The sequence below is a fragment of the Xenorhabdus sp. SGI 60 genome, assembly GCF_056632175.1.
Genome location: NZ_CP196860.1, coordinates 2,106,816 through 2,127,851 on the forward strand (window position 1 = coordinate 2,106,816; position 21,036 = coordinate 2,127,851).

Below are 21,036 nucleotides of genomic sequence, written 5' to 3' on the forward strand. Positions count from 1 at the left end.
GAGATATAAAAAATCACATTGATTTGCAAGCTGCAATTTGAAGTTGAATTAGTATATATAGTTACTTATTCATAGCATGCGAGTAATTAGCCAAAAAAGTTCTATAGGAAATTAGCCACACCATTCAATGAATGTATGTAAAATAATCTACACTGAAATAGAAATCAGAGGATAATATGTCATTTTATCAACCATTTAAAATTTCTTTTGAATCAGGGGATCTTATATTTTGGTTAGATGATAAGAGAAAACAATATGCTCAAAAATACCCAGAATTTCAGCTGTTTCTTGATTCTAATAACATATCAACCCTTGATAGATATTCAATTACTCAAAATGAAATTAAGGTACGTAAGATGTACGGACAACAGATTCCTCATAATCAAGAAAGCTTTACAACGGCGGTAATGAAACACTGGAAATACAAAGACATACTCAATCAAGAAGATAACTATGATATTGATTATAATAATGGGAACGTTTACTACCCTAGAAGAATAACAAGCCGAAAATGTAAGGCTGGGTTATCTTGGTTTTCTCACTCACTAAACCATGCAAGTATCCATTTTATCTTAGATGGAATAGATATGGAGAATGCTATCAATAAAAAAAACAACCCAAAAATCAACAAAGGAAAAGACTCATATACCAACAAAGAACTGAGATGGATATACCGAAACAGGAAAGATCCAAGGGTTCAATCCTGCATACAATTCTGGCTAGATGGTTCGCCAGTATCTCCACCTTGGATAGAAAGAAGATATGTCGATTTATGGAAAAATTACCATCCGAAATTTGAAAATTCAGAGATCGAACTAGGGGAATTTGCTGAGACCGTTTTGAATTTTGAATATAGAGACTATACGTAGGTTTGTGTAATTATGGATGAAACGCATATGGCCCGCAAAATGCGGGCCAGGAAAGGTCAGTAATTAGTTTGTTCTTGTCTGTCCCATATATTCCTGTAGAGAGCCATCAAATGCAATTTTCCCTTTGTCGATTCGGATAACTCGCTCAGCCAGTTTGAATACCCGCGGATCATGGCTTATCATGAGCACAGTTTTACCACGAACGATATTGTTCAATGACTCGGCAAAGCTGTTTATTTTACTATTATCCAGATAGGTAGTAGGTTCATCAAATAGCAGTATTTCTGGCGTTTTAAGGTACAAACGCGCTAACCCAATAATCTGCCTTTCACCGCCCGACAAGGAAGAACCTTTTTCGTCAATGTATGAATCCAGGCCATCCTTTAATTTGCCCAACAGTTCATTACCACCAGCTTTAATCAATGCAGAAATCATCTCTTCCCTGGTTGATTCTGTATTGGCAATGTGCAGATTATCGTATAACGTGCCTTTTATAATCTGAGTCTGTTGTGACATTACACCAAATTTTTGCAACCAACGCTGAGAATCAGGGTTATCCAGAACCTCACCAAAAATTGAAACATAGCCTTCGTTTAATGGTGTTAAACCAGTCACGATATCAAATATTGTACTTTTACCTTGACCATTATCACCGACGATAAGAACTCGTTCTCCTTTTTGTATAGAGATATTCATATCTCTGAACAAAGTTTCTCTGTCGTTATAGGAAAATTTCTTGACGTTGATATCAATAGCATTAGCACTACAATTTTCCACTGGTTTACTCTGTTTGCGATTGTTTGGCTGATAGGCTCCCAACAATTCGAAAACTCTGTCCAACAACGATTTGAGTGAAGCAAATTTATTTAAATGATTACTGTATCTCTTAATGGAGTCAGACATTAATTGTTCATAGGTAAATGCAGCAACAAAGTTACCAGGGTTTATCGTTCCATCCATCAATAGCAAACCACCATACCAAAGCACGGCAATTGTCGACGCTAACTGTGCAAAAAAGCCAAGAGGAATAGATAGGGACATAAACAGCCCGGTGATCCTCTCAACATTTTTCACTTTGGTATTGGCATCATTAATTCTCTTTTTCTCCGACTCTTCAGAATTGAAAATCTTGACAGATTTGATCCAAGAAAGAGATTCTTGGATGACACCGGTTAATCGTGAGTTATAAATTTGCAGAATTCTTTCATAAACAGCCACTCGGTTAGTGATTGGCTTACTGATTAAAGTTGTCAGACAAACCATCATAAATGCCAAAATAGCCAATTTAATATCAATCAGAGCCATAGCAATAAATGGGCCGATTGTTGATAACGTATCATAGAGAAATTCGCTATATAAATCTCTAACTCTATCTGATACAAGGTAAGTATCATTTTTTATTCTGAATGCAAGATTCGCTGAATGAAATTTTCTAGTGATATGATAGGGAAAAGAGAGGAAAGAATCGACGAGAGATTTCCTCATGTTATAACTCAGTTCTGATGCATTAATTGTTTGCATCCAAATAATAATAGCGTGACTGATGACAATCAATAATGATATTGCGATTAGAGAAGCAATTAATTCATTAAATGAGAAAGAAAGAATTAACTTATCCTTCAATAGAGTATTGACCAATTCCTGAACCAGAAATGGAAATAAGACCTCCGCTAAAGCTGCCACTACCGTAAAAACAATAGCCAGCACCAATGCTGTTTTTTGTTTACGTATAAAAGAATAAAGGAATATAATATATTTCATATACTGATCACTGTTAAGTTATCAATCTAACTAGTATAGACAACATGCTAAAACTTATCATCCTACAAAAAAGCGACTAACTCCATCCTTGGAATATATTTATCCTATGAAAATAAAATGCAATTTATATTGCAACTAACTCAATAATTTTGAGTAAAATTATGTGGAGATATACAATATTATTGAATGACTATCGCAATTTTTAAATTACCTGTATTTTATAAGAGTATTTATTTAAATGCATAACCATGCAGGAAAGCAGGGCGCCGCTCTTCATATATTCAGATAAATTGAAAAGTTTTGGCGTTAATGCCAATTTAGAGCAAATTTTTTCCAGCTCATGGTTTTTGTTCATTTCATAGATATACTCCTCTGTACCTGCTTTCAGGTCATTAATATTGGATGAACAGAGAATATGTTGATTGACTCTGACAGAGTTACAAATTCCACTGTATGCAATATCTTTACTGATACTGATAATGTTGGTTACTTTTTCCAGCTCTTTCAACTCGTCGCTGTTGAATCCGCCGGTATAAACGAGCGTATTTTCTTTATCCAGTGGGAATATGCTGCAATCCAAATGGTAAAGATAAGGATCTCTTTCTTCCACTTTTACAATTTTGAGGTCAAATTTTTCTTCCATCCAGTCATAGGTTTTAATATCACTTCTTATACCATAACCACCGACCAGTACATTATCATGCAAATGTTTTAACTCAGCTTCACCTTCAAAATAGTAAGGAGCAACTTCAGTTTTATAGCCCAATGATTCAAAGAAACTTACCCCAATAGGTGTTTCTGATCTTCTGATTTCTGATGCAAAATTGGCAACTATTGCCGTTGGATCTTCATCACCAAGAATAATTCCCAAGTTAGCAACATAGACTTGATCTTGTAGCTCCTGGTGTGTATCGGATGGCAGCAAATAGACCAACGATTGTGATGACATAAAGCTATATAGCTTATAGAACTGTCTTAAAGCCACTTTGCTGTTAACATTGATAGCGGACTCATCCAGTTCCTCCATCCAAATATTATTTCTTACATTGGTATTTAATGAAAATGGAGGAGCTAATAAAAACACTGGCATTTTCAGATCAGAAATGATATTGGGAGAATTCTTTAACATCTTAAAACCTCGATTTTAGTTTATCTTATTTGTTTATAGAGAGTTATCGTTGATTCTAACTAACTTAGTTATACCACCAGTGACATGTTCCTTTTCAGTTACCAATGAAGTTAATTCATCATCACCAGTAACAGGGATTACTAAGTCGACTTGTGAACCATACCGAATCATTGAAAATCTATCTCCTTGATATACAGGAGTATTTTGTTGTATATGGAAAGGTGTTATGGTATCAACATCATAATCACCGACTTGAACCATATAGTATTCTCGATTAATGCCAGGCGAGTAGACTTTATTAACGACTCGTTGATTCAGATATAAATAGTCGTCATAAATTAATTCAATGTTCTCTTTATAAAAAATATTATTCTCTACATCAATCATTGGTAGATTGTTGGTTTCCAGAGGTTCATGTTCCGCGTAACTCAGGATGCCATCGTAAGGAACTCTATTAATATGCACGTCATAGCATGTCATGAAGATACCAATGACAAGCGAACGTTTATCATAATTTTTATCTCTGATGATATCCTGAATGCTATATTTTTTTCCTTTTACTTCGGTGATCGCTTCATCTGGGTTTATTATTCCGCTATAGATAACGAACCCATCAGCAGGAGATAAAAAATACCTATCATCTGTATTGATTGTTCTCGCTGGGTCCCTGAAAAAACCCTCCTGAAAATAAGTTTCAGGTGGAAGATCAGGGAGTCCATTAAATATCGATTTAATGGCTTCGTTCATTTTGTTACTCATTATTACCTCTAAAAATGTTCATCAACTAGAACATGAAACAGAGAAAAAACAACATCATATAAACAGTTACAGCGAGATATGTTACAGCCTAATATTAATGATTCAATTTTATTTTTTTTATGGGTATGTTTATTTTTTGATTGTCAATAAACAAAATTTCACCTAAGTTAACTAGACTGATATATATAGCCAACTAAATATAAATATATTGATGATATAAATTATGGGTAGTAAGGTAGTTTATTATATATATCTGTCAGTGACATTTATCACAAATGTGGCAAAAAAATTAATTAAAATTGAATTAAACGAAGTATTCAGGTCGATTTTTAATCAATTTCAACAGTTAGAATAGGGAGATTTTTATGAGCTGATATAACATTAAAGTCAATTAAAATAAATTCATAGGTTGATGTTTGAACATTTGAATGTTAAATAATTCATCAAAAAAAACAATATCAGGTCACGTATTCAAAATGTTGATTGGTCTTAAATATAATATTCTCTTTCGATAAAAGTCCCGATGACTTTGTCATGCATTTCCGGTGATTTTGAATAGCCTAATGTTTTACGATTCAGCCGCTTAATTCGGTTTCTAAGGGTGAGGTTTTCACGTTCAATACGCTGCGTAAAACTTTTTCCGATGAGGTGTTTATCCGTGGGCAACAAGGTGTAAGCCTTGAATTTATCGGTACACCAAAAAGCGACGTTAAAGTGCGATAATTTTTTGAGCAGTTTCTTCAACGTCTTTTTGCTTCGTCGGCCGAAAGTATGGGCAATAATACGCTTCAGACGAGGCTCCCAAGCATACCATAACCAACGTTGTTGCTTTTTATTCCCAACAAATGACCACATCTCATCGACTTCACAGATGAGCTCAATTTCCACCTGTTCCAGCGGTAATGTGGTTACACATCGTGGGGACAATTTTTTAAAGTGCGAACGACAGCATTAATACTGATATGTAGTGCCCGTGCAGTGTCACGGATACCGGCATTATTCATGGCAAGATCCACAACTTGTTCTTTTATGCCCGTCCGGCAAGCACGATAAGCATATTCAAGCTGAAAAGTACGGCGACAAGACAGGCAACGATAACGCTGACGTTCACCTTGACCCGTGCCATGTTTTCTTACCGATTCGGTTTGTTGACAAAATCGACATTTCACTTCTACCGTTGCCATCTGATTTCCTGAAAAAGTGAGGAGTATACATGAGAAACAACAAATTGAATACGTGACCCAATATCATTACATTTGTATGACATGTTTTATTTAATTTATTGCTCGCTGTTACGCGATAAATTAGAAGAACAGGTTAAACAATTATGTAGAAATTATTTGCTTAAGAATTCAGATAATTCGCAAATATATGCATTAAACTTCAAGTTGCAATTGACAACCCTATATGAAATCACACGCATTTTGAAGTTATATTGGTATATATGCATAAGTTTTATAGTCAGTTGAAAGTTGAAATTACATAAACCTGCTATTCTTTCATCTTGTCCAGCACGCAAAACATGAAATCTTCGATCTTTCTCACAGATCTGAAGATTTTTTTCTGCCGACAGTCCTTAAAGTTACATATATGTATCTAACTTTCCTCTTGTTTTTACATTTTTTATACAAATTTGACTAAAATGCAACCGTTAAATATATTAAATCATAGGTTATATTTTATCCGTTTAATCCATAAGGAGAGGAAGTAACCATGTCGATACCAACGCTTAGGCATTTCATTAATGGTCAGTATGTTGAAACTAAAGGTTCCGAATATTTTGATCTGGTAAGCCCGGTCACTGGTGAATCTTATGCGCGTTCTCCTAACGCGACCACGGCGGATGTTGATGATGCTTACGCATCGGCTAAAGAGGCATTTAAGATATGGGGCCGCAGTACCCCCTCAGCGCGCCAACGGGCGTTATTAGCACTGGCAGATACGATAGAAAAAAACGCTGAACGCCTGATTGAATTACAAAGCCGCAATACAGGGCAGCTCAAACACCTGATTGCTTCCGAGGAGGTTGCAACATCTGTGGATCATATCCGCTTTTTCGCTGGTGCCGCCCGTTTTTTGGAAGGCAAAGCTACAGCAGAATATCTCCCTGATATGACCACCAGCATTCGGCGTGAACCGCTGGGCGTGGTGGGGCAGGTTACCCCATGGAACTATCCGTTGATGATGGCGGTGTGGAAGATAGCACCTGCTCTGGCCGCAGGTAATACTGTGGTGCTTAAACCAAGTGACACCACACCGGAAAGCACTTTGCTACTGGCTGAACTGTCCGCGCCGTTTTTCCCTGCTGGCGCCTTCAACGTGGTATTGGGTAATGCGAGTGCGGGCGCTCTGGTCGTTTCACACAAAACGCCTGCTATGGTTTCTATTACTGGTTCCACACGTGCAGGTTTTCAGGTTGCCTCTTCGGCGGCGGATAATCTCACCAAAGCGCATCTTGAGCTGGGAGGTAAAGCGCCGGTAGTCGTTTTTGCTGATGCGGATATCGATAAGGCAGTGGATACCATCGTTACCGCAGGGTTCTTCAACGCAGGTCAGGATTGCACGGCGGCTTCACGTGTGTTGGTGCATGAATCTGTTCACGATACCTTCGTCGCTAAATTGGTGACGGCAGCTAAAGCCACCCGTTTTGGCGAGCCAGAAGATAAAGAGGCGCTGTATGGGCCACTTAATAATGTTCGTCAACTGGAACAAGTCAAAGGGTTTATTGCGCGTCTGCCCGCTCATGCCCGTATCGAAACAGGAGGGCGTCAGGCCAGTCGTTCGGGATATTATTTTGAACCTACAGTGATTACTGGCCTGGAGCAGTATGATGAAGTGATTCAGACTGAGATTTTTGGTCCTGTTATCACAGTGCAGAAATTCCTGACAGAACAGGAAGCTATCGAGAAAGCTAACGATGTGAAGTACGGATTAGCCTCCAGTGTCTGGACTCGCGATCATGGCCGTACGTTACGCCTGTCTCGTGAGCTTGATTTTGGAACTGTCTGGATTAACACCCATATTCCTCTTACGGCAGAAGCACCACATGGTGGCTTTAAGCAATCTGGATACGGTAAAGATTTGTCGGCCTATGGTTTCGATGAATACACACGTATCAAACACGTGATGAGTTCCAATGATTGATACAAGGATATCCACAATGAATCAAAAAATATCTTTGCGCGACCTGGTATCACGTGCGCACCATGAACTGTTTACTGACCGTGATGTGAGGGCGCTTGAGCGTTATTTTGCGCCGAATTTCATTGAACATTCTCCACTAATCAAAAACGGTCTTACCGGACTGCGTGAGTTGGTCCAGTCACATCCCGAACTGCATCATGAAACATTTCGCGTACTACAAGACGATGATCTGGTTGCTATCCACGGCCGTTTCACCGGCTTAGACGATAAGCCGTTGGTTGGTTTCGATCTTTACCGGGTTACCGATGGCTTAATCGTGGAACACTGGGATGGTTTAGTACCGCAGTCCGCGCCGAATGCCAGTGGCCGAACTCAATTAGATGGCCCAACGGAAACAGGCCCTAGCCGTGACAGAGAGAAAAACCGTGAACTAGTGGTTGATTTTTTCACGCGGACCCTGATCGAAGGGCATTATGATGAGTTTGAACATTACACCAATGGTAAGGCATTCCGCCAGCATAGCCCCGATATTTCCGATGGTACGGCTGCAGTTATTGCATTCCTTAAGCAACTGAAAGATGAAGGACAGGGCCTGCATTATACAAAAATCCACCATACAGTAGCCGACGGGCAGTTTGTTCTGACCCATTCAGAGGGAAGTATTGCCGGAGTGCGTCACAGTTATTTTGAACTATGGCGCGTCGAGAATGGCAAAGTGGCTGAACTTTGGGATGCTATCACACCAGTACCAGAGGATGCGCAAGCGCTACACCACCACGGTATCTTTGTTAGAAAATGACGGCATATTCCATCGTCTACGCACCACTCGATCAGGCCACCAGAACCGAACAGGTTGTGGAACGTTTAAGTAACGCGATCATCTCCGGGATATTACAAACTGATGAGCAGTTGCCTAACGAAAACGAGTTGTCGCGGCTGCTGGGTGTGTCACCGGTAACTGTTCGCGATGCCCTGAACACGCTACGTGCCAGGCAGTTGATTGATACTCGGCGCGGACGTCATGGCGGCAGTTTTGTGTGCCAAGTTTCCGTTGAGACAATGCAGAAATATCACCCGTTGCGGCTGATGGCTTCAGGTGAACTGGCGGATTTCAGCGAGTTTCACTGTGCAGTGATTGGTCACAGTGCGAGGCTTGCGGCTCAACGTTCAACACAAGGTGAACTGAGAAAGCTTGGACAACTGATCGACAGCTTTGCAACCGCAACGCAGCCAGATGCACGTATACAGGCAGATATGCGCTGCCTGTTAACCCTGGCATCCCAGGCCCAATCAGCCAGGCTCGCCAATCAAGAGCTGGAGATACAGGCTGAATGGGCGCCTTTGATGGTACTTCTATATCGAGAGGCAGTTATTCACAACGAGGTTGCTGCCGCCTGGCATACAATCTTGGCCGCTTTGTATAAAGGGGATGGTTTCGCCTGTTACCAACTGGCACAGAAGATGATTACCCGAATTACTGACCACTTGCTTGAATACAAATTGCGTATGGATACCGATGCATCATTCTTACAGCGATCTGATCGCAAGTAATGTGGCGGCATTTATCCCTGGAAGGGGGGCATATGTACAACAACATATATGTAGAACGAGCCAAGAATATCCTGGACGGTATCCTGGTTGCGGCGCAGCGGGCCACTACAACTTTAGCGGATAAAACAGCATGTATTTTATTAGAACTACCGTTATATCGTACGGAAGGTGTTCGTTTGCAGCAGGAGCAGCGCGACGTATTGCAAAAACATATCCAAGATGTACTGCAGTGTAACCACGTTTGGTGTAACGGGGCGGGATTTGCCAGCTATGCGATACCAAATACGGTTAGGGAAGAGAGCGGTTACTGGACGCTGGAATGGTGGCGTCAGGAAGGGAATACCATTCAATATGCGCAGCTGGAACAAAATCAAGAGCAATGCAGACGTTTGGATTTCCGATCGTTTGAGTGGTTCCGGCAACCAGCCAGCCGTCATCTTCCCGTCATCGATGGCCCTTATGTGGATTATGTCTGTAATGGCGCCTACACGATTACGATAGCCCATCCGGTGCTTATCGGTGAAGAGTTTGCCGGTGTCGCGGCAGTGGATATTCTGGTTTCGACGCTGGATCGGTTACTTCTGCCGGTTCTTGGTGCTATCGGTAAGCCTGCATTAATTATTAATGACGATGCGCGTGTCGTGACTTCAACCGTGCCAGGAGTGCGGTCAGGTTCACTATTGAAGGGCCAAGACGTTAACCGTTCGGCCAATCGAGAAGTCCCTTCATTGCACTTGGTGATCCTACCGTCATCACACAGGGCGTTTGTCAGCTGAACCCCACTAATTAAAATTACTCAGGAGTTTTTGTTTATGACTGAATCTATGTTAGCTAAAAGACGTAGGGCAGCTATCGCAAAAGGCGTAGGCGTGACTACACAAGTCTATGCTGAACGCGCAGAAAATGCTGAAATCTGGGATTCCCAAGGACAACGCTATATTGATTTTGCCGCCGGTATCGCCGTAGTGAATACCGGCCATCGCCACCCGCGCGTCATTGCTGCGGCCAGAGAGCAGTTGGAACAATTTACCCACACCTGTCATCAAGTAGTGCCTTATGAAAATTATGTAGCGCTAGCCGAGCGATTGAACCATCTGGTTCCGGGTGATTTTGTGAAAAAGACCGTTTTTGTCACCACAGGGGCTGAGGCAGTAGAAAATGCCGTGAAGATCGCGCGTGCTGCTACCGGACGTAATGGTGTAGTCGCTTTCAGCGGCGCTTTTCATGGACGTACCTTCCTTGGTATGGCATTAACCGGCAAAGTCGCACCGTACAAGATGGGGTTTGGCCCGCTAGTCGGCGACGTTTACCGTGTTCCATTTCCGGTAGAGTTACACGGTATCAGTGTAGAGCAGACACTGAACGCGCTAGAGAATCTCTTCAAAGCTGATATTGAACCCACGCGCGTTGCTGCCATTATCATCGAGCCAATACAGGGTGAAGGCGGATTTTATCCTGCACCTCCCAACTTACTCAAATCTCTACGCGAAATTGCCGATCGCTACGGTATTGTACTCATTGCTGATGAAATTCAGACGGGTTTCGCGCGTACAGGAAAACTGTTTGCTATGGAACACCATCAGATTGCAGCCGATCTGACTACGATGGCAAAAGGGCTGGCGGGAGGGTTTCCGCTGGCAGCTGTAACGGGACGATCAGAGTTGATGGACGCTGTAGTGCCAGGGGGATTGGGGGGAACCTATGGAGGTAACCCGGTAGCGATTGCTGCTGGTCACGCGGTACTGGATGTAATCGAAGAAGAAAAGCTGGCTGAGCGTGCAATGCAGCTGGGAGAACGGCTAAAACAATATCTGCATAAACTGCGCCCGCATGTCCCACAGATTGCTGATGTGCGGGGGCTTGGGCTGATGATTGCGGTGGAATTTAATCGTGCGGAGAGTCAAGAACCTGATGCCAATTTTACCAACGCGGTACGTCAGAAAGCGCTAGAACGTGGCCTAATTCTGTTGACGTGTGGTATACATGGCAACGTAATCCGTTTCCTTCCACCGCTGACCATACAAGATGATGTTTTTGACGAGGCACTTAATACCCTGAAATCTGTCTTACTCGAACTGAACTGTAGATCTGCCGTTTGACCGGAGATAACCAGGAGGAATTGTACGTGACGGCAGCGAGTACCTGAGCGGGTTCATAAGAGAGGACAACAATGCACTGGTATCTAAACGTATTAAAGAATTATACCTGTTTCAGAGGGAGGGCTCAGCGTAAGGAGTTCTGGCATTTTTTTCTGTTTCAGCTCCTTGCTGCTCTCATCATTTCCTTCCTGGAAAGGCTATTTGCTATTGCCAACCCCGAAATTTATATGGGGTGGTTTAGTGCTATCTATTTACTGGCCACATTTTTGCCAGCATTGGCGGTAAATGCCCGCCGTCTACACGATATTAATTGTAGCGCCTGGTGGCTATTGTTACATCTGATCCCCTTTGTCGGCACTGTTATTTTACTGATACTCGCTGCTCTGAAAGGACAGATGGGTAGTAATAAATACGATTCAAAGAATCGGATTCACTCCATTAAAGGAGAGCTGAAATGGCAATGAACAGAAGAGATTTTATCTCTACTGCCGCAACTTTTGCAGGGGCGGGAGTCCTTTCATCCATACTTCCCTCTGCATCTCTGCTTGCTCAGGCATTAACTGCGGTTGATACTCCGGTCATCAATATTAACCCATTCCGGCCGACGTTGTTGCAGGATGCACAGTATAGAACCAGCAGGTTGGGTTTGGATCCGCGCATCTGGAATTGGCATAGAGACATGACTACCAACGCCATGCCTGCCAACTACTATGAGGCATCTTTGGCTGATTGGCCAGCTTTTGGAAGCTTCTCCAGAGATCAGAGCTGTGAGGTTGCAGTTATTGGTGGTGGGTTACTGGGAGCATCTACTGCGCTGCATCTTGCTGAAAAGGGCATAGATGTGATTCTGGTTGAAAAGGATAACATTGGTTCGGGAGCCTCTGGCCGTAATGGGGGACAGATGACACCCGGCATTGCCCGCTGGGAAGCTGAAACCATACTGGAAAAATTTTCCCTTGATGAGGCTAAACGTTTATGGCGTTTTGCATCGATTGAAGCAATGGAACTTGTGGATGAGCTCCGCGAACGTTACGGCTTTGAATGTGACCGCAAATATGGTCACATTACTGCGGCGATACATCCAGGTCACATGGGGCCATTGGTTGCTAATGTTGATGCCCGACGCCAGCTGGGGGATAGGGCAGTGAAAGTTATTGGGCCACACGAATTGCAGGAAGAGTATGTGTGTTCGAGTATCTATCATGGTGCCAATATCGACAGCATCGGTGGACAGGTTCAACCTCTGGCGCTGCTGCGGGGCTTGGTGTATGGCTTTGTCAGACTGGGAGGACGAGTCTATGACAGTACAAAGGTGAAGGGCATTAGACAGGATGTCAGCAGCACGGTTATAGAAACTGAGCGGGGACTTATCAGAGCGAGTAAAGCTGTGGTGCTGGGGGTACATGGCTCTACGGATGAGTTTATTTCCGGTCCTTCTACTACAGTGCCTTTTTTCACCTATGTGGCAGTAACCTCGCCGTTGGTGGATATCAAAAAACTGATTCCGTCAGATCTGCCGGTCTACGATACACAGTTACAGATAGACTATTATCGCGCGGTGCGTGGCAATCGTCTGTTATTTGGTGGACAGGGCACGGGTAACTCCTGGTCACCGCGCGATGTGAACAACTACTTGCTTGATCGTATCAGAACCGTATTCCCGTATTTGGAAAAACCTGAACTGGAATACTCTTGGGGTGGGATCAGCGATCTGACCCTGAACGGTGCCACCGATGCCCGCAAAAGTGGTGACAACATCCCTGTCTATATGGTGCATGGCTGGAGCGGACATGGAGTGGCACAAACGGTACGTGTTGGCAAAGCCATCAGCGACGATCTCATCGGACGTAACCGCGACTTTGCTATGCTTACCTGCATTGATCACACAAGGATTCCGCTAGGCTCCTATCTCTCTCCGGTGGCTATCCCATTAATTAAAGGCGCTCTGGGAGTAATAAGCACGATTAATCCGGCAGATATGGTTTCGTTCTGAATGTTGGATTCCATTATCATGTACTACTACCATTAAGTCATTTCCCACAGGGGAGCGGAAGGAAAATGTCTGTGCCTCCTACCGTCCGCTTCCTGTATGTATATACCAATCCAACTTCAAGTTACAGCTTGCAAATCAATGTGATTGTTTATATCTCCCCGCGTAGCGGGAGATATAAGACGCGCCTTGAAAGGCGATTGGTATATAATAAAAATTGATACCATGTGAACATCTATTAAATAGCAATGTTTTTTTAATTTTTAAATGATTAACTAACAGAAATTTATGATAATGTGTTCTGAATTATATGATGTATTTACCGTTGTAGTAGTGATTTGTATAAATTAAAAATTAGGATAAGAATTATTGAGGGACTTAAATAAAAAACGAAAATAACTAGCCCAGGAGTATTAATCATGGCAATTGTATTTGCATCAATAAATCCACATAACAATCCCATACAAACATCAAGCACCAATTATGTTGACATACCTGGTTTGGAAATTGATGTATCAAGATATTCTAACTCACCAGGTTTAACCGCATTAATCACCCTAAATATACCAACTCCCTATGCTTCAGGTAACAATTTTCCTGGAGGGAATTTTATTATTACAACCGGTCAAGGTGAACAGTTAGCCTTCGGTGGTTTTACTTACAGTAATAAGAATCCAGAATCTTATGGCCGTATGCCATTCACACTAGTTGCCAGTTGTTCTCTTGCGTCTAACATTTCCATTATAAAAGCGCAGTGGAGCAATATACGTGGTAGCACGGTCCATATTGATTCATATGCATCTATTTCTGCGATTATTCAGTGTAGTCTTGGTTAATTTCAGATTAAGTAATCTATTGATAGTAAAAATCCGCCTTCATAGAAGGCGGTATTAATTTCGCCCAGAAAGGATACCCAATCAACATTAACTGGTGTTATCTCTTGTTATTGCAAGTTTAAAATGTCACCCTGTTCCGCAAAGTAGAAATGTCACCTATCAAAGTGGATTGGCGTATAATATGTACAACTAAAACCTGATATAAGGGCGTGGCATGTTTAGACCAAATAGCTTAATTATCTATGTCGATGATGTCTCTCTAAGCACTGAATTCTATAGAAAAATACTGAAGTCAGAACCCTTAGAAACCTATGAGGAATTCTCTGTTTTCTCCCTCAGTACTGACTTTATTTTAGGTATCCAGTCCAAGGCTGGTATTGACCCTAAACCCCAACCTCATTTTGGTGGGTTTGAAATATGTCAGTCTGATGTTTCCCGCAACGATGTCGATTTGATGTATCAGGAATGGAAAACTCTTGGCATTGAATTTGAACTCGAACCAACGGATCTTGAATTCGGTTACACATTCGTAGCAATAGACCCTGATGGTCACAGATTAAGAGTATGTGCAACTGACACCAGTAACATCGCTTAGGTAGCGCACTGAAAATCCCGTAGAGCAACGCCTGAATTCTCAGGCTTGCTCTAAACTCATCGGGATTAGTGAATACCGGATTGACGGCTCTAAGTTTTTAGGGGCGCGTCCTTCAAACCAGTCATGAGAGGAACCGTCAATTTGGATCAACTCACCGACGCAGGTGACATTTCTATATTAGTGCTACATTGGTTCGCATAATCTCCGACGTTATGTTGAATTGCGGGCTGTTACAATTTCAGAGCAGCCCAGCAATTTACACATAACGTGCATTGTGCGAATCCTACGCCGATCTTCCGCCTAGCACCCCTAACTCACTCCCTCTTTTGGTAATCAAGAGAGGGAGTTATGAAGATCATCTACTTCGATTACATCGCAGGCTTTGGCATCAATGCACTTGTTGCTGATGAGTGGGATTTTTACCCATCTGTTGATGAGTTGATGTACGAATGTACCTCTCTCTATGGCAATCAAGTCGTGTTCGTCTCCACGGCGACCACATCAGGAAGTTTCACTGGCTATCAGGAATCTTTGAAATGATGACTGATAGAAGCGTTCTTATCGATTATCTTGCCTTTTCTGCGCCGCTATCCTGTATGAAAGAAGTTCATACCTTTCAGGAAAAAGGTCATGAATGGCGTAAATATGAATTCTTGCCATCTTATCGGCATTACCAATGCAGCCGCTTTGCTGACACGGTATCAGGTAATGAATATGAAACATTGCCTGACTCATATGAAGTTTTTTCTTCTTCTATTGAAGAGATCAACCGTAGAGCAGAACACTATAACAATGAATTGTTGTCCTGTTTACATTCACGATTAAGACGCTTTATTGCTGCTGTTTTTGGGTTATTTGTTGGTCCAGCTCGCGGAACAGGCGGTTTTGCCTATCAAGATTCAGCCGTGCTTTATTCTGAGGATAGCGGGAATGAACATTTCGGCATGATTTACTGGGGCGGTAATAACGGTACTTTTTACGTTCAGATTGGCGGAAAGGGTTGTACACATGTTATGAGTGGCACAACACCGGGAAAAATTTATAAGTGGCTTAAACATTTAGATATTACGTCATTAAAACGCTTGGATCTTGCTACTGATGATTATGACGATGTATTCACTTGCCATAATGCGTTATCCGCTTATAAAGATGATGCCTTTTATGGCGGTATGGGTCCAAAGCCAAAATTAGGTAGTGCACATGAAATAGATGCAGCGGGGTGCTATACCAAAGAGATCGTAACCGTAGGTTCTCGACAATCTCGCGTTTACTGGCGTGTTTACAATAAAGCTCTTGAGCAAAAGGTTTCCGGTACCTGGTATCGTTCTGAGGCTGAATTGAAAGGCGTACCAATTGAGGTGCTTTTAAATACTCAAGGAACTTATACAGGATTGTGTCCTTATGCGGCTTCTATTAATCCAACAAAGCCTGCTGCAATTCCGGTTCTTTTGGGTCGAAAGTCCATTGATGCTATTGAATCTAAAGTCAGATGGTTGAGGAAACAAGGCTCTAAATCTATCGCAAAACTTATTCACTTCTTTGAGGGGGACACTCAGGCCGTTCTGTCTATGATTGTTCGAGATGAACATATTTCTGATTTAAACCTGAAATTAGATTTGCCCCCAATATACCAAACATTAATAAATGAGAAATTAGGAGTATCAACATGTCCGTTTTAGAAAAAATTCCATTTTATATTGAAGTCACAGCGGTTGATGTAAAAGTTGAGCAAAAAACACGTACCAATAAAAATACGGGCGAAATTACTCCTTATTATACACAGCGTGTCATTGCGCATATGGGACCGCGTTCAATGTCAGAGACCGTTATCACTTTGTCAGAGCCAAATCCATTACCAGAAGGGAAATATTTGATTTCCGGATCTAGCTTATATCCGGGTAAGCCGTTTGGTGATAATCCGCCACGACTTGAGTTTAACCAGTGGAATGTTTCTTATGTTCCTATGGAAACAGTGAAGCACTTAATAAAAATGTAGAAATACTGCATTTTAACAAGGAGTAGTAATGTCCTCCTTAACGGGTTCTATTTGTGATATGTCTAATAATTGTCAAAAGATATTATTGGATATATCAAATCAAATTCCAGTTTCTTATGATTATCCTTACTTGGGTAAAGTGTGGGGGCTGGCATTTAGCTCTGTAATTACGTTGTATTTATTTTCTTTTGGATTGGGTCAAATAATACGCATGGTTAAACATGCTTAATATAGGAAATTAAAGTATGTCTTTTAAATCTCTTCGTAATAAAGTTGTATTGGGTGTTACTTTGGCGGCTTCTTCTGTATTTTCTTTTGCTGATGAAGCATCTAGTAAAGCGGGTGATGTTGATTTGTCAGCATTAACAAATAATATTAGTTTCTCCGGTGTTATTGTGGCTGTTATGGCAATTGCTGGCTCTATTATTACTTTGCTTGCTGCTATTGCAGGTGTTAAGCATGTATTGAAAATGGTTCGCGGTGCTTAATTCAATTTACTTTGATAGGTAAAGGGGTGAAAGCCCCTTTTTTTGTTTATGAATGCTGACTTATTAACGCTTGTTGTTTTTATTTGGGGGCTATTATGCGCATGGGCTGTCATTCAGGGATTCAAAGGCTAATAGTTTATTCATTTTGTTTTTTATTTTTATTTGTTGTTTATCCTAGTCCGGTTAGGGCTAATCCGGCTGCGGTATTATTGGTTAGGGTGATTGCTCAGACTGTTACAAAGAGAGCTGCTACAAGAGCGGTGGCTGATGTGACAGCAAGGCAGGCGGTTTCTAAATATCCTTTAACCGAATTAGCGCTTCAGGAAACGATAAGACGGCAAGCAGCGGCAGAAGCTGCATCAACTGCGGCGGCAATGTCTCGCGCCGCAGCGGCTAGAGCGGCTTCCGTTCCAGCGCGTTCGGCATTGCGTTCTGGCGGTAAAGTCACTTGGGCGGGGTTGAACATCGCAGGTGGTGTTATGACAACATCGGAGCTTATCGGTGCTTTCCGCTCAGGGGATTTAGCCGTATCGACGGACGGTGTAGCGTTAGGAAATGGCAAATATGAAGTTAGGATAGGGGGGCGGACTCAGATTGTTGATTTTGAACCATCGGATGATCAACCGGTTATTCTTTATGGTAATGCTATCAGGGGTGATACAGGTGTGGTTGTTACGCCGTCACGCCCTGTTGTGGTGAGTGGTTATTTGCTTAATGGTGATGGTTTGAATTCCTATATACCTTTAGAACTTCCTTCAGGGGTATTTAAATCAATGTCTTTTGATAATTATAAGGTCACTTATAGTTTTAATATTAGCGATGATTCTGGTGATTATTATTTCATTGAAGATGATGAACCCTCTTCAGTTCAGAATGCGATGATTTATGCCTCAGTGAAAGAATTTGAGCGCCAATATAAACCTGTTATTTATGATGCTGAGGGTGATAATGGGAATTTTAAATATGTTAATACATCTTACAGTGTAGATATTCTTGATTTCGTATCTAAAGCGGGTAGTCCCTTCCCCTCTTATCCGGGAGTATATGAAGAGATTGGCGGTGCGAGTACTCGTTATGAGGCTACTGTTCCGGCGGTTCTTCATGTGAGAACATTAAAAAACGGTTTCAATCCTTGTGAAATTGTTGAATTGGCTACAGGTGAAACTAATATTTATGGTGAACCCGTAACTGAAAGAAAGAGGATGTGTACTCCCCCAACGGATAGTGATTATATTATTAATGATAAAAAAATAAGCAATTTAGTTTATTTATCGTTAAACACGGATTACAAAAGTAATTACTTTAAAAATAAAAACAAATTAAACTCTGTTAAATCTGTTTCCTCTTCTGAATTGGCGGATATTCTTGATGATGAATCAGTGGATAATGCTATTGTTGCTGATTTAATGACGGATTTATTACATGACGCTGCTTTGCAAGATGATTATCAAGGTATTCCTGTTTCTGATGATGATTATATTTCTGAATCTGAAATAGCAGACGCTTTAAGAAAATTAGGAAAAGATAAACTAACAGCACGGGATCTATTTTCCCCGTATCAAAATATTGAAATAGATCAATTAACAAATAATGAAACAACCATTAATAGTGGCAACGGTAAAACAGATATTAATGTTGAAGCTAAAGTTGATTTAGGTGAAAACCCGAATATTAAATCGCCTGATTTGGGTGAGCTGCCAACAGGACGAGATATTATAGACCCGATTAAAAATAGCATGCCTTTTCTTTCTGATTTTAAATTATCGGGCAAAAACGCCACTTGTCCGACTGTAGATTCTCATTTCTCTTTAATGAGCCATGATTTTCATTTAGTGATTGATACTCATTGCCCGCTGATTGAACAAAACAGAACTTTTATAGAGCTTATTGCGTCTTTGATTTGGGCTTTAGTGGCTTTGCGTGTGCTTTTAAGCGCTTAGGGGGGAATTCTATGTACGGTATTTTACTTTCAGCTTTGAATGCGGTTCTTGGTTATATTCTTCGTACTGTTGTTATTAAGTTCATTGTCTTTGGTGCGTTGTATCTTGTCGTTAAAGAATTGATGTCTGTTGTAGTAGAGCTGTTACCTAAAAACACGAATATTCAATCTTTGTTTGATTTGCTTCCTGATGCAGCTTGGTACTTTATCAATCTGCTTCAGGGAACGTTGGGCGTGAGTTTGGTGGTTACGGCCTTTTTTACGCGTTTCATCATTCGAAGAATTCCAATTATTGGGTAATTATCATGTCTATTACAGCTTACTTTGGCGTTCCCGGCTCTGGTAAGAGTCATGAGTGTGTGAAAAGTGTCATTCTTCCGGCCTATATGAAAGGTCGTAGGATTGTGACCAATATTGATGGGATTAATCCTGATGCTATTCGTGAGTATGCTATCAAGTTATCTCATATACAGGATCTTAAGCATTAACTGTATATTTTAGATAGAAAAAAGGCTTCATTTATGATCTGATAATCGTCGCCAAACTAATACCAAAACCACGGATGAAGCCTGTGACGATTATTGCTATAAAACACCAGTTAATGCAATTTTTTAGTGATGTTTCTTTGCAAAAGATAGCGTTTGGCTGCGGATTTACTCAACGCATTAGAAATATTGAACCCCGCACATTGCTGCTTAGCCTGATTACGGCGCTCAGCACAGATAAAATCACCTCCATTGCCCAATTACATCAGAAGTTTAATGGCTTGTGCCCTGAGATTCGGCAACAAGTCAGTTACCGACCCTTTTACAATCAATTACGTAAACCGGCCTTTGAGGAATTTGTGAAAATTATTGTCAGGTTTGTCATGGCACAGTGGGTTGAAAAACACGTCGCGATACCGAAAAAATTAGCTCAATTTCAAAATGTTATTTTACAAGATGGGAGTTCATTTAAAGTGCATCCTGCGCTCGCGGAAGTTTTCCCCTCTCGATTCAAAACAACCTCTGCCGCCATTGAATGCCATATGACGATGTCGTTATTGAGCCAGACACCAACAGGAATGGCGGTGACGGCCGATACCGCGTCTGAACGCGCTCATTTGCCTGCACCGGCCACATTACGCGGGCAACTCTTGCTTGCGGATGCAGGATATCCGGCTTTTGATTATTTTGAACAACTCTCCCATTTTGGCGCGGCATTTATTGTCAGGGGAAGCCAATCGCTGAATTCTCAGATTATCACCGCGCACACTGGACAAGGGAAACCGCTGCGGAAACTGGCCGGAAAAACCTTAAAAGAAGTCACCCGCAGAACCAACCGTTCAGAAGTCTTGGATCTGTGCTGTCGGAGAAAGGGCTATGAATTCCGGATCATCCGTCGCTGGTTTGCAGAAAAGAAGCGGTTCTGTATTTGGCTGACAAACTTACCACCAGAGGAATTTACCGCGAATGACATTATGGACATTTATCGTTGCCGCTGGCAGGTCGAGTTGTTATTCAAGGAATTGAAATCACACACAAACTGGCACGGATTTACCACCCGAAAAGCGTCGTTAGTCACTGGGCTTGTCTGGTCAAGTTTGCTCGCGTTGCTGGTCAGGCGGACAATGGCAAGACGACTATTTCCAGACGCTTCTTTGCTAAAAGCAGCAAAAAATACGGATATGTGGTTACGGCCAATAATAGAAAATTTGATCCAACGAGCGTGGTCGGAAACCGGTTTTTTACTGGAAAAGGCGAGGGAATATTTATGCCGGAATGCTTTCAAAACACCGCAAAGAAAATCATGTAAAAACAAAACATTGGAGGCGTGTTTTGAAAGGCTTAATTCTTAAGATCCGGTATATGCAAGTTATCTAAGGGAAAAGAATGTGCTTT

General features: G+C 41.6%; 23 protein-coding genes. 19 read left to right on the forward strand and 4 right to left on the reverse strand.

Annotated features, from left to right (window positions below):
- Nucleotides 1-176: 176 nt before the first annotated feature.
- Nucleotides 177-869, forward strand: coding sequence for a hypothetical protein (locus ACSJJG_RS09835; RefSeq protein ID WP_189760156.1), 693 nt, complete (start codon nt 177-179; stop codon nt 867-869).
- 63 nt (nt 870-932) lie between these two features.
- Here the strand turns inward: ACSJJG_RS09835 and ACSJJG_RS09840 are convergent, their stop codons facing one another.
- The 4 genes from ACSJJG_RS09840 to ACSJJG_RS09855 form a co-directional block, all read right to left on the reverse strand.
- The gene (locus ACSJJG_RS09840) at nt 933-2,630 is read right to left on the reverse strand and encodes an ABC transporter ATP-binding protein (protein ID WP_481089260.1); all 1,698 of its coding nucleotides are present in this window, start codon (nt 2,628-2,630) and stop codon (nt 933-935) included.
- A gap of 202 nt (nt 2,631-2,832) precedes the next feature.
- Nucleotides 2,833-3,759: a dimethylarginine dimethylaminohydrolase family protein gene (locus ACSJJG_RS09845; RefSeq protein ID WP_481089261.1), complete on the reverse strand. Its 927-nt coding sequence runs from the start codon at nt 3,757-3,759 to the stop codon at nt 2,833-2,835.
- Nucleotides 3,760-3,792: 33 nt separating this feature from the next.
- Complete coding sequence (locus ACSJJG_RS09850) at nt 3,793-4,506, reverse strand: phosphatidylserine decarboxylase (RefSeq protein ID WP_481089262.1); 714 nt, start codon at nt 4,504-4,506, stop codon at nt 3,793-3,795.
- A 501-nt stretch (nt 4,507-5,007) separates the two neighbouring features.
- Nucleotides 5,008-5,702 (reverse strand): IS1 family transposase gene (locus ACSJJG_RS09855; RefSeq protein ID WP_189761441.1). Its coding sequence is split into 2 segments (ribosomal slippage): nt 5,008-5,453 and nt 5,453-5,702, totalling 696 coding nucleotides; the frame shifts between segments, so codons are not numbered across the junction.
- Nucleotides 5,703-6,231: 529 nt separating this feature from the next.
- Here ACSJJG_RS09855 and ACSJJG_RS09860 point away from each other — a divergent pair.
- From ACSJJG_RS09860 to ACSJJG_RS09945, 18 genes are all read left to right on the forward strand, one after another.
- Entirely contained in the window at nt 6,232-7,662 is a 1,431-nt protein-coding gene (locus ACSJJG_RS09860) for a gamma-aminobutyraldehyde dehydrogenase (RefSeq protein ID WP_189760815.1), read from the forward strand.
- 16 nt (nt 7,663-7,678) lie between these two features.
- Nucleotides 7,679-8,461 carry a nuclear transport factor 2 family protein gene (locus ACSJJG_RS09865; RefSeq protein WP_189760814.1) on the forward strand — a complete coding sequence of 261 codons (783 nt, stop codon included), beginning with the start codon at nt 7,679-7,681 and terminating at the stop codon, nt 8,459-8,461.
- Nucleotides 8,458-9,213 (forward strand): FadR/GntR family transcriptional regulator, encoded by a 756-nt coding sequence (locus ACSJJG_RS09870; RefSeq protein ID WP_189760813.1) that lies wholly within the window; start codon nt 8,458-8,460, stop codon nt 9,211-9,213. Before ACSJJG_RS09865 ends, ACSJJG_RS09870 begins: the two co-directional genes overlap by 4 nt.
- 32 nt (nt 9,214-9,245) lie before the next feature.
- Nucleotides 9,246-9,989, forward strand: coding sequence for a cache domain-containing protein (locus ACSJJG_RS09875; RefSeq protein ID WP_189760812.1), 744 nt, complete (start codon nt 9,246-9,248; stop codon nt 9,987-9,989).
- Between the two features lie 36 nt (nt 9,990-10,025).
- Nucleotides 10,026-11,312 carry a 4-aminobutyrate--2-oxoglutarate transaminase gene (locus ACSJJG_RS09880; RefSeq protein WP_189760811.1) on the forward strand — a complete coding sequence of 429 codons (1,287 nt, stop codon included), beginning with the start codon at nt 10,026-10,028 and terminating at the stop codon, nt 11,310-11,312.
- A 71-nt stretch (nt 11,313-11,383) separates the two neighbouring features.
- A complete protein-coding gene (locus tag ACSJJG_RS09885; RefSeq protein WP_189760810.1) occupies nt 11,384-11,776 on the forward strand; it encodes a DUF805 domain-containing protein in 393 nt (130 codons plus the stop codon).
- Nucleotides 11,767-13,305, forward strand: coding sequence for an NAD(P)/FAD-dependent oxidoreductase (locus tag ACSJJG_RS09890; protein ID WP_189760809.1), 1,539 nt, complete (start codon nt 11,767-11,769; stop codon nt 13,303-13,305). The genes ACSJJG_RS09885 and ACSJJG_RS09890 overlap by 10 nt, the downstream gene beginning before the upstream one ends.
- A 416-nt stretch (nt 13,306-13,721) precedes the next feature.
- Nucleotides 13,722-14,138, forward strand: coding sequence for a hypothetical protein (locus ACSJJG_RS09895; RefSeq protein ID WP_189760808.1), 417 nt, complete (start codon nt 13,722-13,724; stop codon nt 14,136-14,138).
- A gap of 214 nt (nt 14,139-14,352) precedes the next feature.
- Entirely contained in the window at nt 14,353-14,733 is a 381-nt protein-coding gene (locus ACSJJG_RS09900; protein WP_189760807.1) for a VOC family protein, read from the forward strand.
- A 348-nt stretch (nt 14,734-15,081) separates the two neighbouring features.
- Nucleotides 15,082-15,273: a hypothetical protein gene (locus tag ACSJJG_RS09905; RefSeq protein ID WP_189760806.1), complete on the forward strand. Its 192-nt coding sequence runs from the start codon at nt 15,082-15,084 to the stop codon at nt 15,271-15,273.
- Nucleotides 15,270-16,412, forward strand: a complete 1,143-nt coding sequence (locus ACSJJG_RS09910) for a replication initiation factor domain-containing protein (RefSeq protein ID WP_189760805.1) — start codon at nt 15,270-15,272, stop codon at nt 16,410-16,412. Before ACSJJG_RS09905 ends, ACSJJG_RS09910 begins: the two co-directional genes overlap by 4 nt.
- Entirely contained in the window at nt 16,400-16,729 is a 330-nt protein-coding gene (locus ACSJJG_RS09915) for a hypothetical protein (RefSeq protein ID WP_189760804.1), read from the forward strand. Before ACSJJG_RS09910 ends, ACSJJG_RS09915 begins: the two co-directional genes overlap by 13 nt.
- A gap of 28 nt (nt 16,730-16,757) precedes the next feature.
- Entirely contained in the window at nt 16,758-16,958 is a 201-nt protein-coding gene (locus ACSJJG_RS09920; protein WP_189760803.1) for a hypothetical protein, read from the forward strand.
- A gap of 16 nt (nt 16,959-16,974) precedes the next feature.
- The gene (locus tag ACSJJG_RS09925) at nt 16,975-17,217 is read left to right on the forward strand and encodes a hypothetical protein (RefSeq protein ID WP_223281825.1); all 243 of its coding nucleotides are present in this window, start codon (nt 16,975-16,977) and stop codon (nt 17,215-17,217) included.
- Nucleotides 17,218-17,312: 95 nt separating this feature from the next.
- Nucleotides 17,313-19,157 (forward strand): hypothetical protein, encoded by a 1,845-nt coding sequence (locus ACSJJG_RS09930; protein ID WP_189760802.1) that lies wholly within the window; start codon nt 17,313-17,315, stop codon nt 19,155-19,157.
- Nucleotides 19,158-19,168: 11 nt separating this feature from the next.
- On the forward strand, nt 19,169-19,456 hold the full coding sequence (locus tag ACSJJG_RS09935) for a DUF2523 family protein (protein ID WP_189760801.1): 288 nt from the start codon (nt 19,169-19,171) through the stop codon (nt 19,454-19,456).
- Between the two features lie 5 nt (nt 19,457-19,461).
- Complete coding sequence (locus ACSJJG_RS09940) at nt 19,462-19,644, forward strand: zonular occludens toxin domain-containing protein (RefSeq protein ID WP_189760800.1); 183 nt, start codon at nt 19,462-19,464, stop codon at nt 19,642-19,644.
- A gap of 83 nt (nt 19,645-19,727) precedes the next feature.
- Nucleotides 19,728-20,993 carry an IS4 family transposase gene (locus tag ACSJJG_RS09945; protein ID WP_282885521.1) on the forward strand — a complete coding sequence of 422 codons (1,266 nt, stop codon included), beginning with the start codon at nt 19,728-19,730 and terminating at the stop codon, nt 20,991-20,993.
- Nucleotides 20,994-21,036 lie beyond the last annotated feature (43 nt).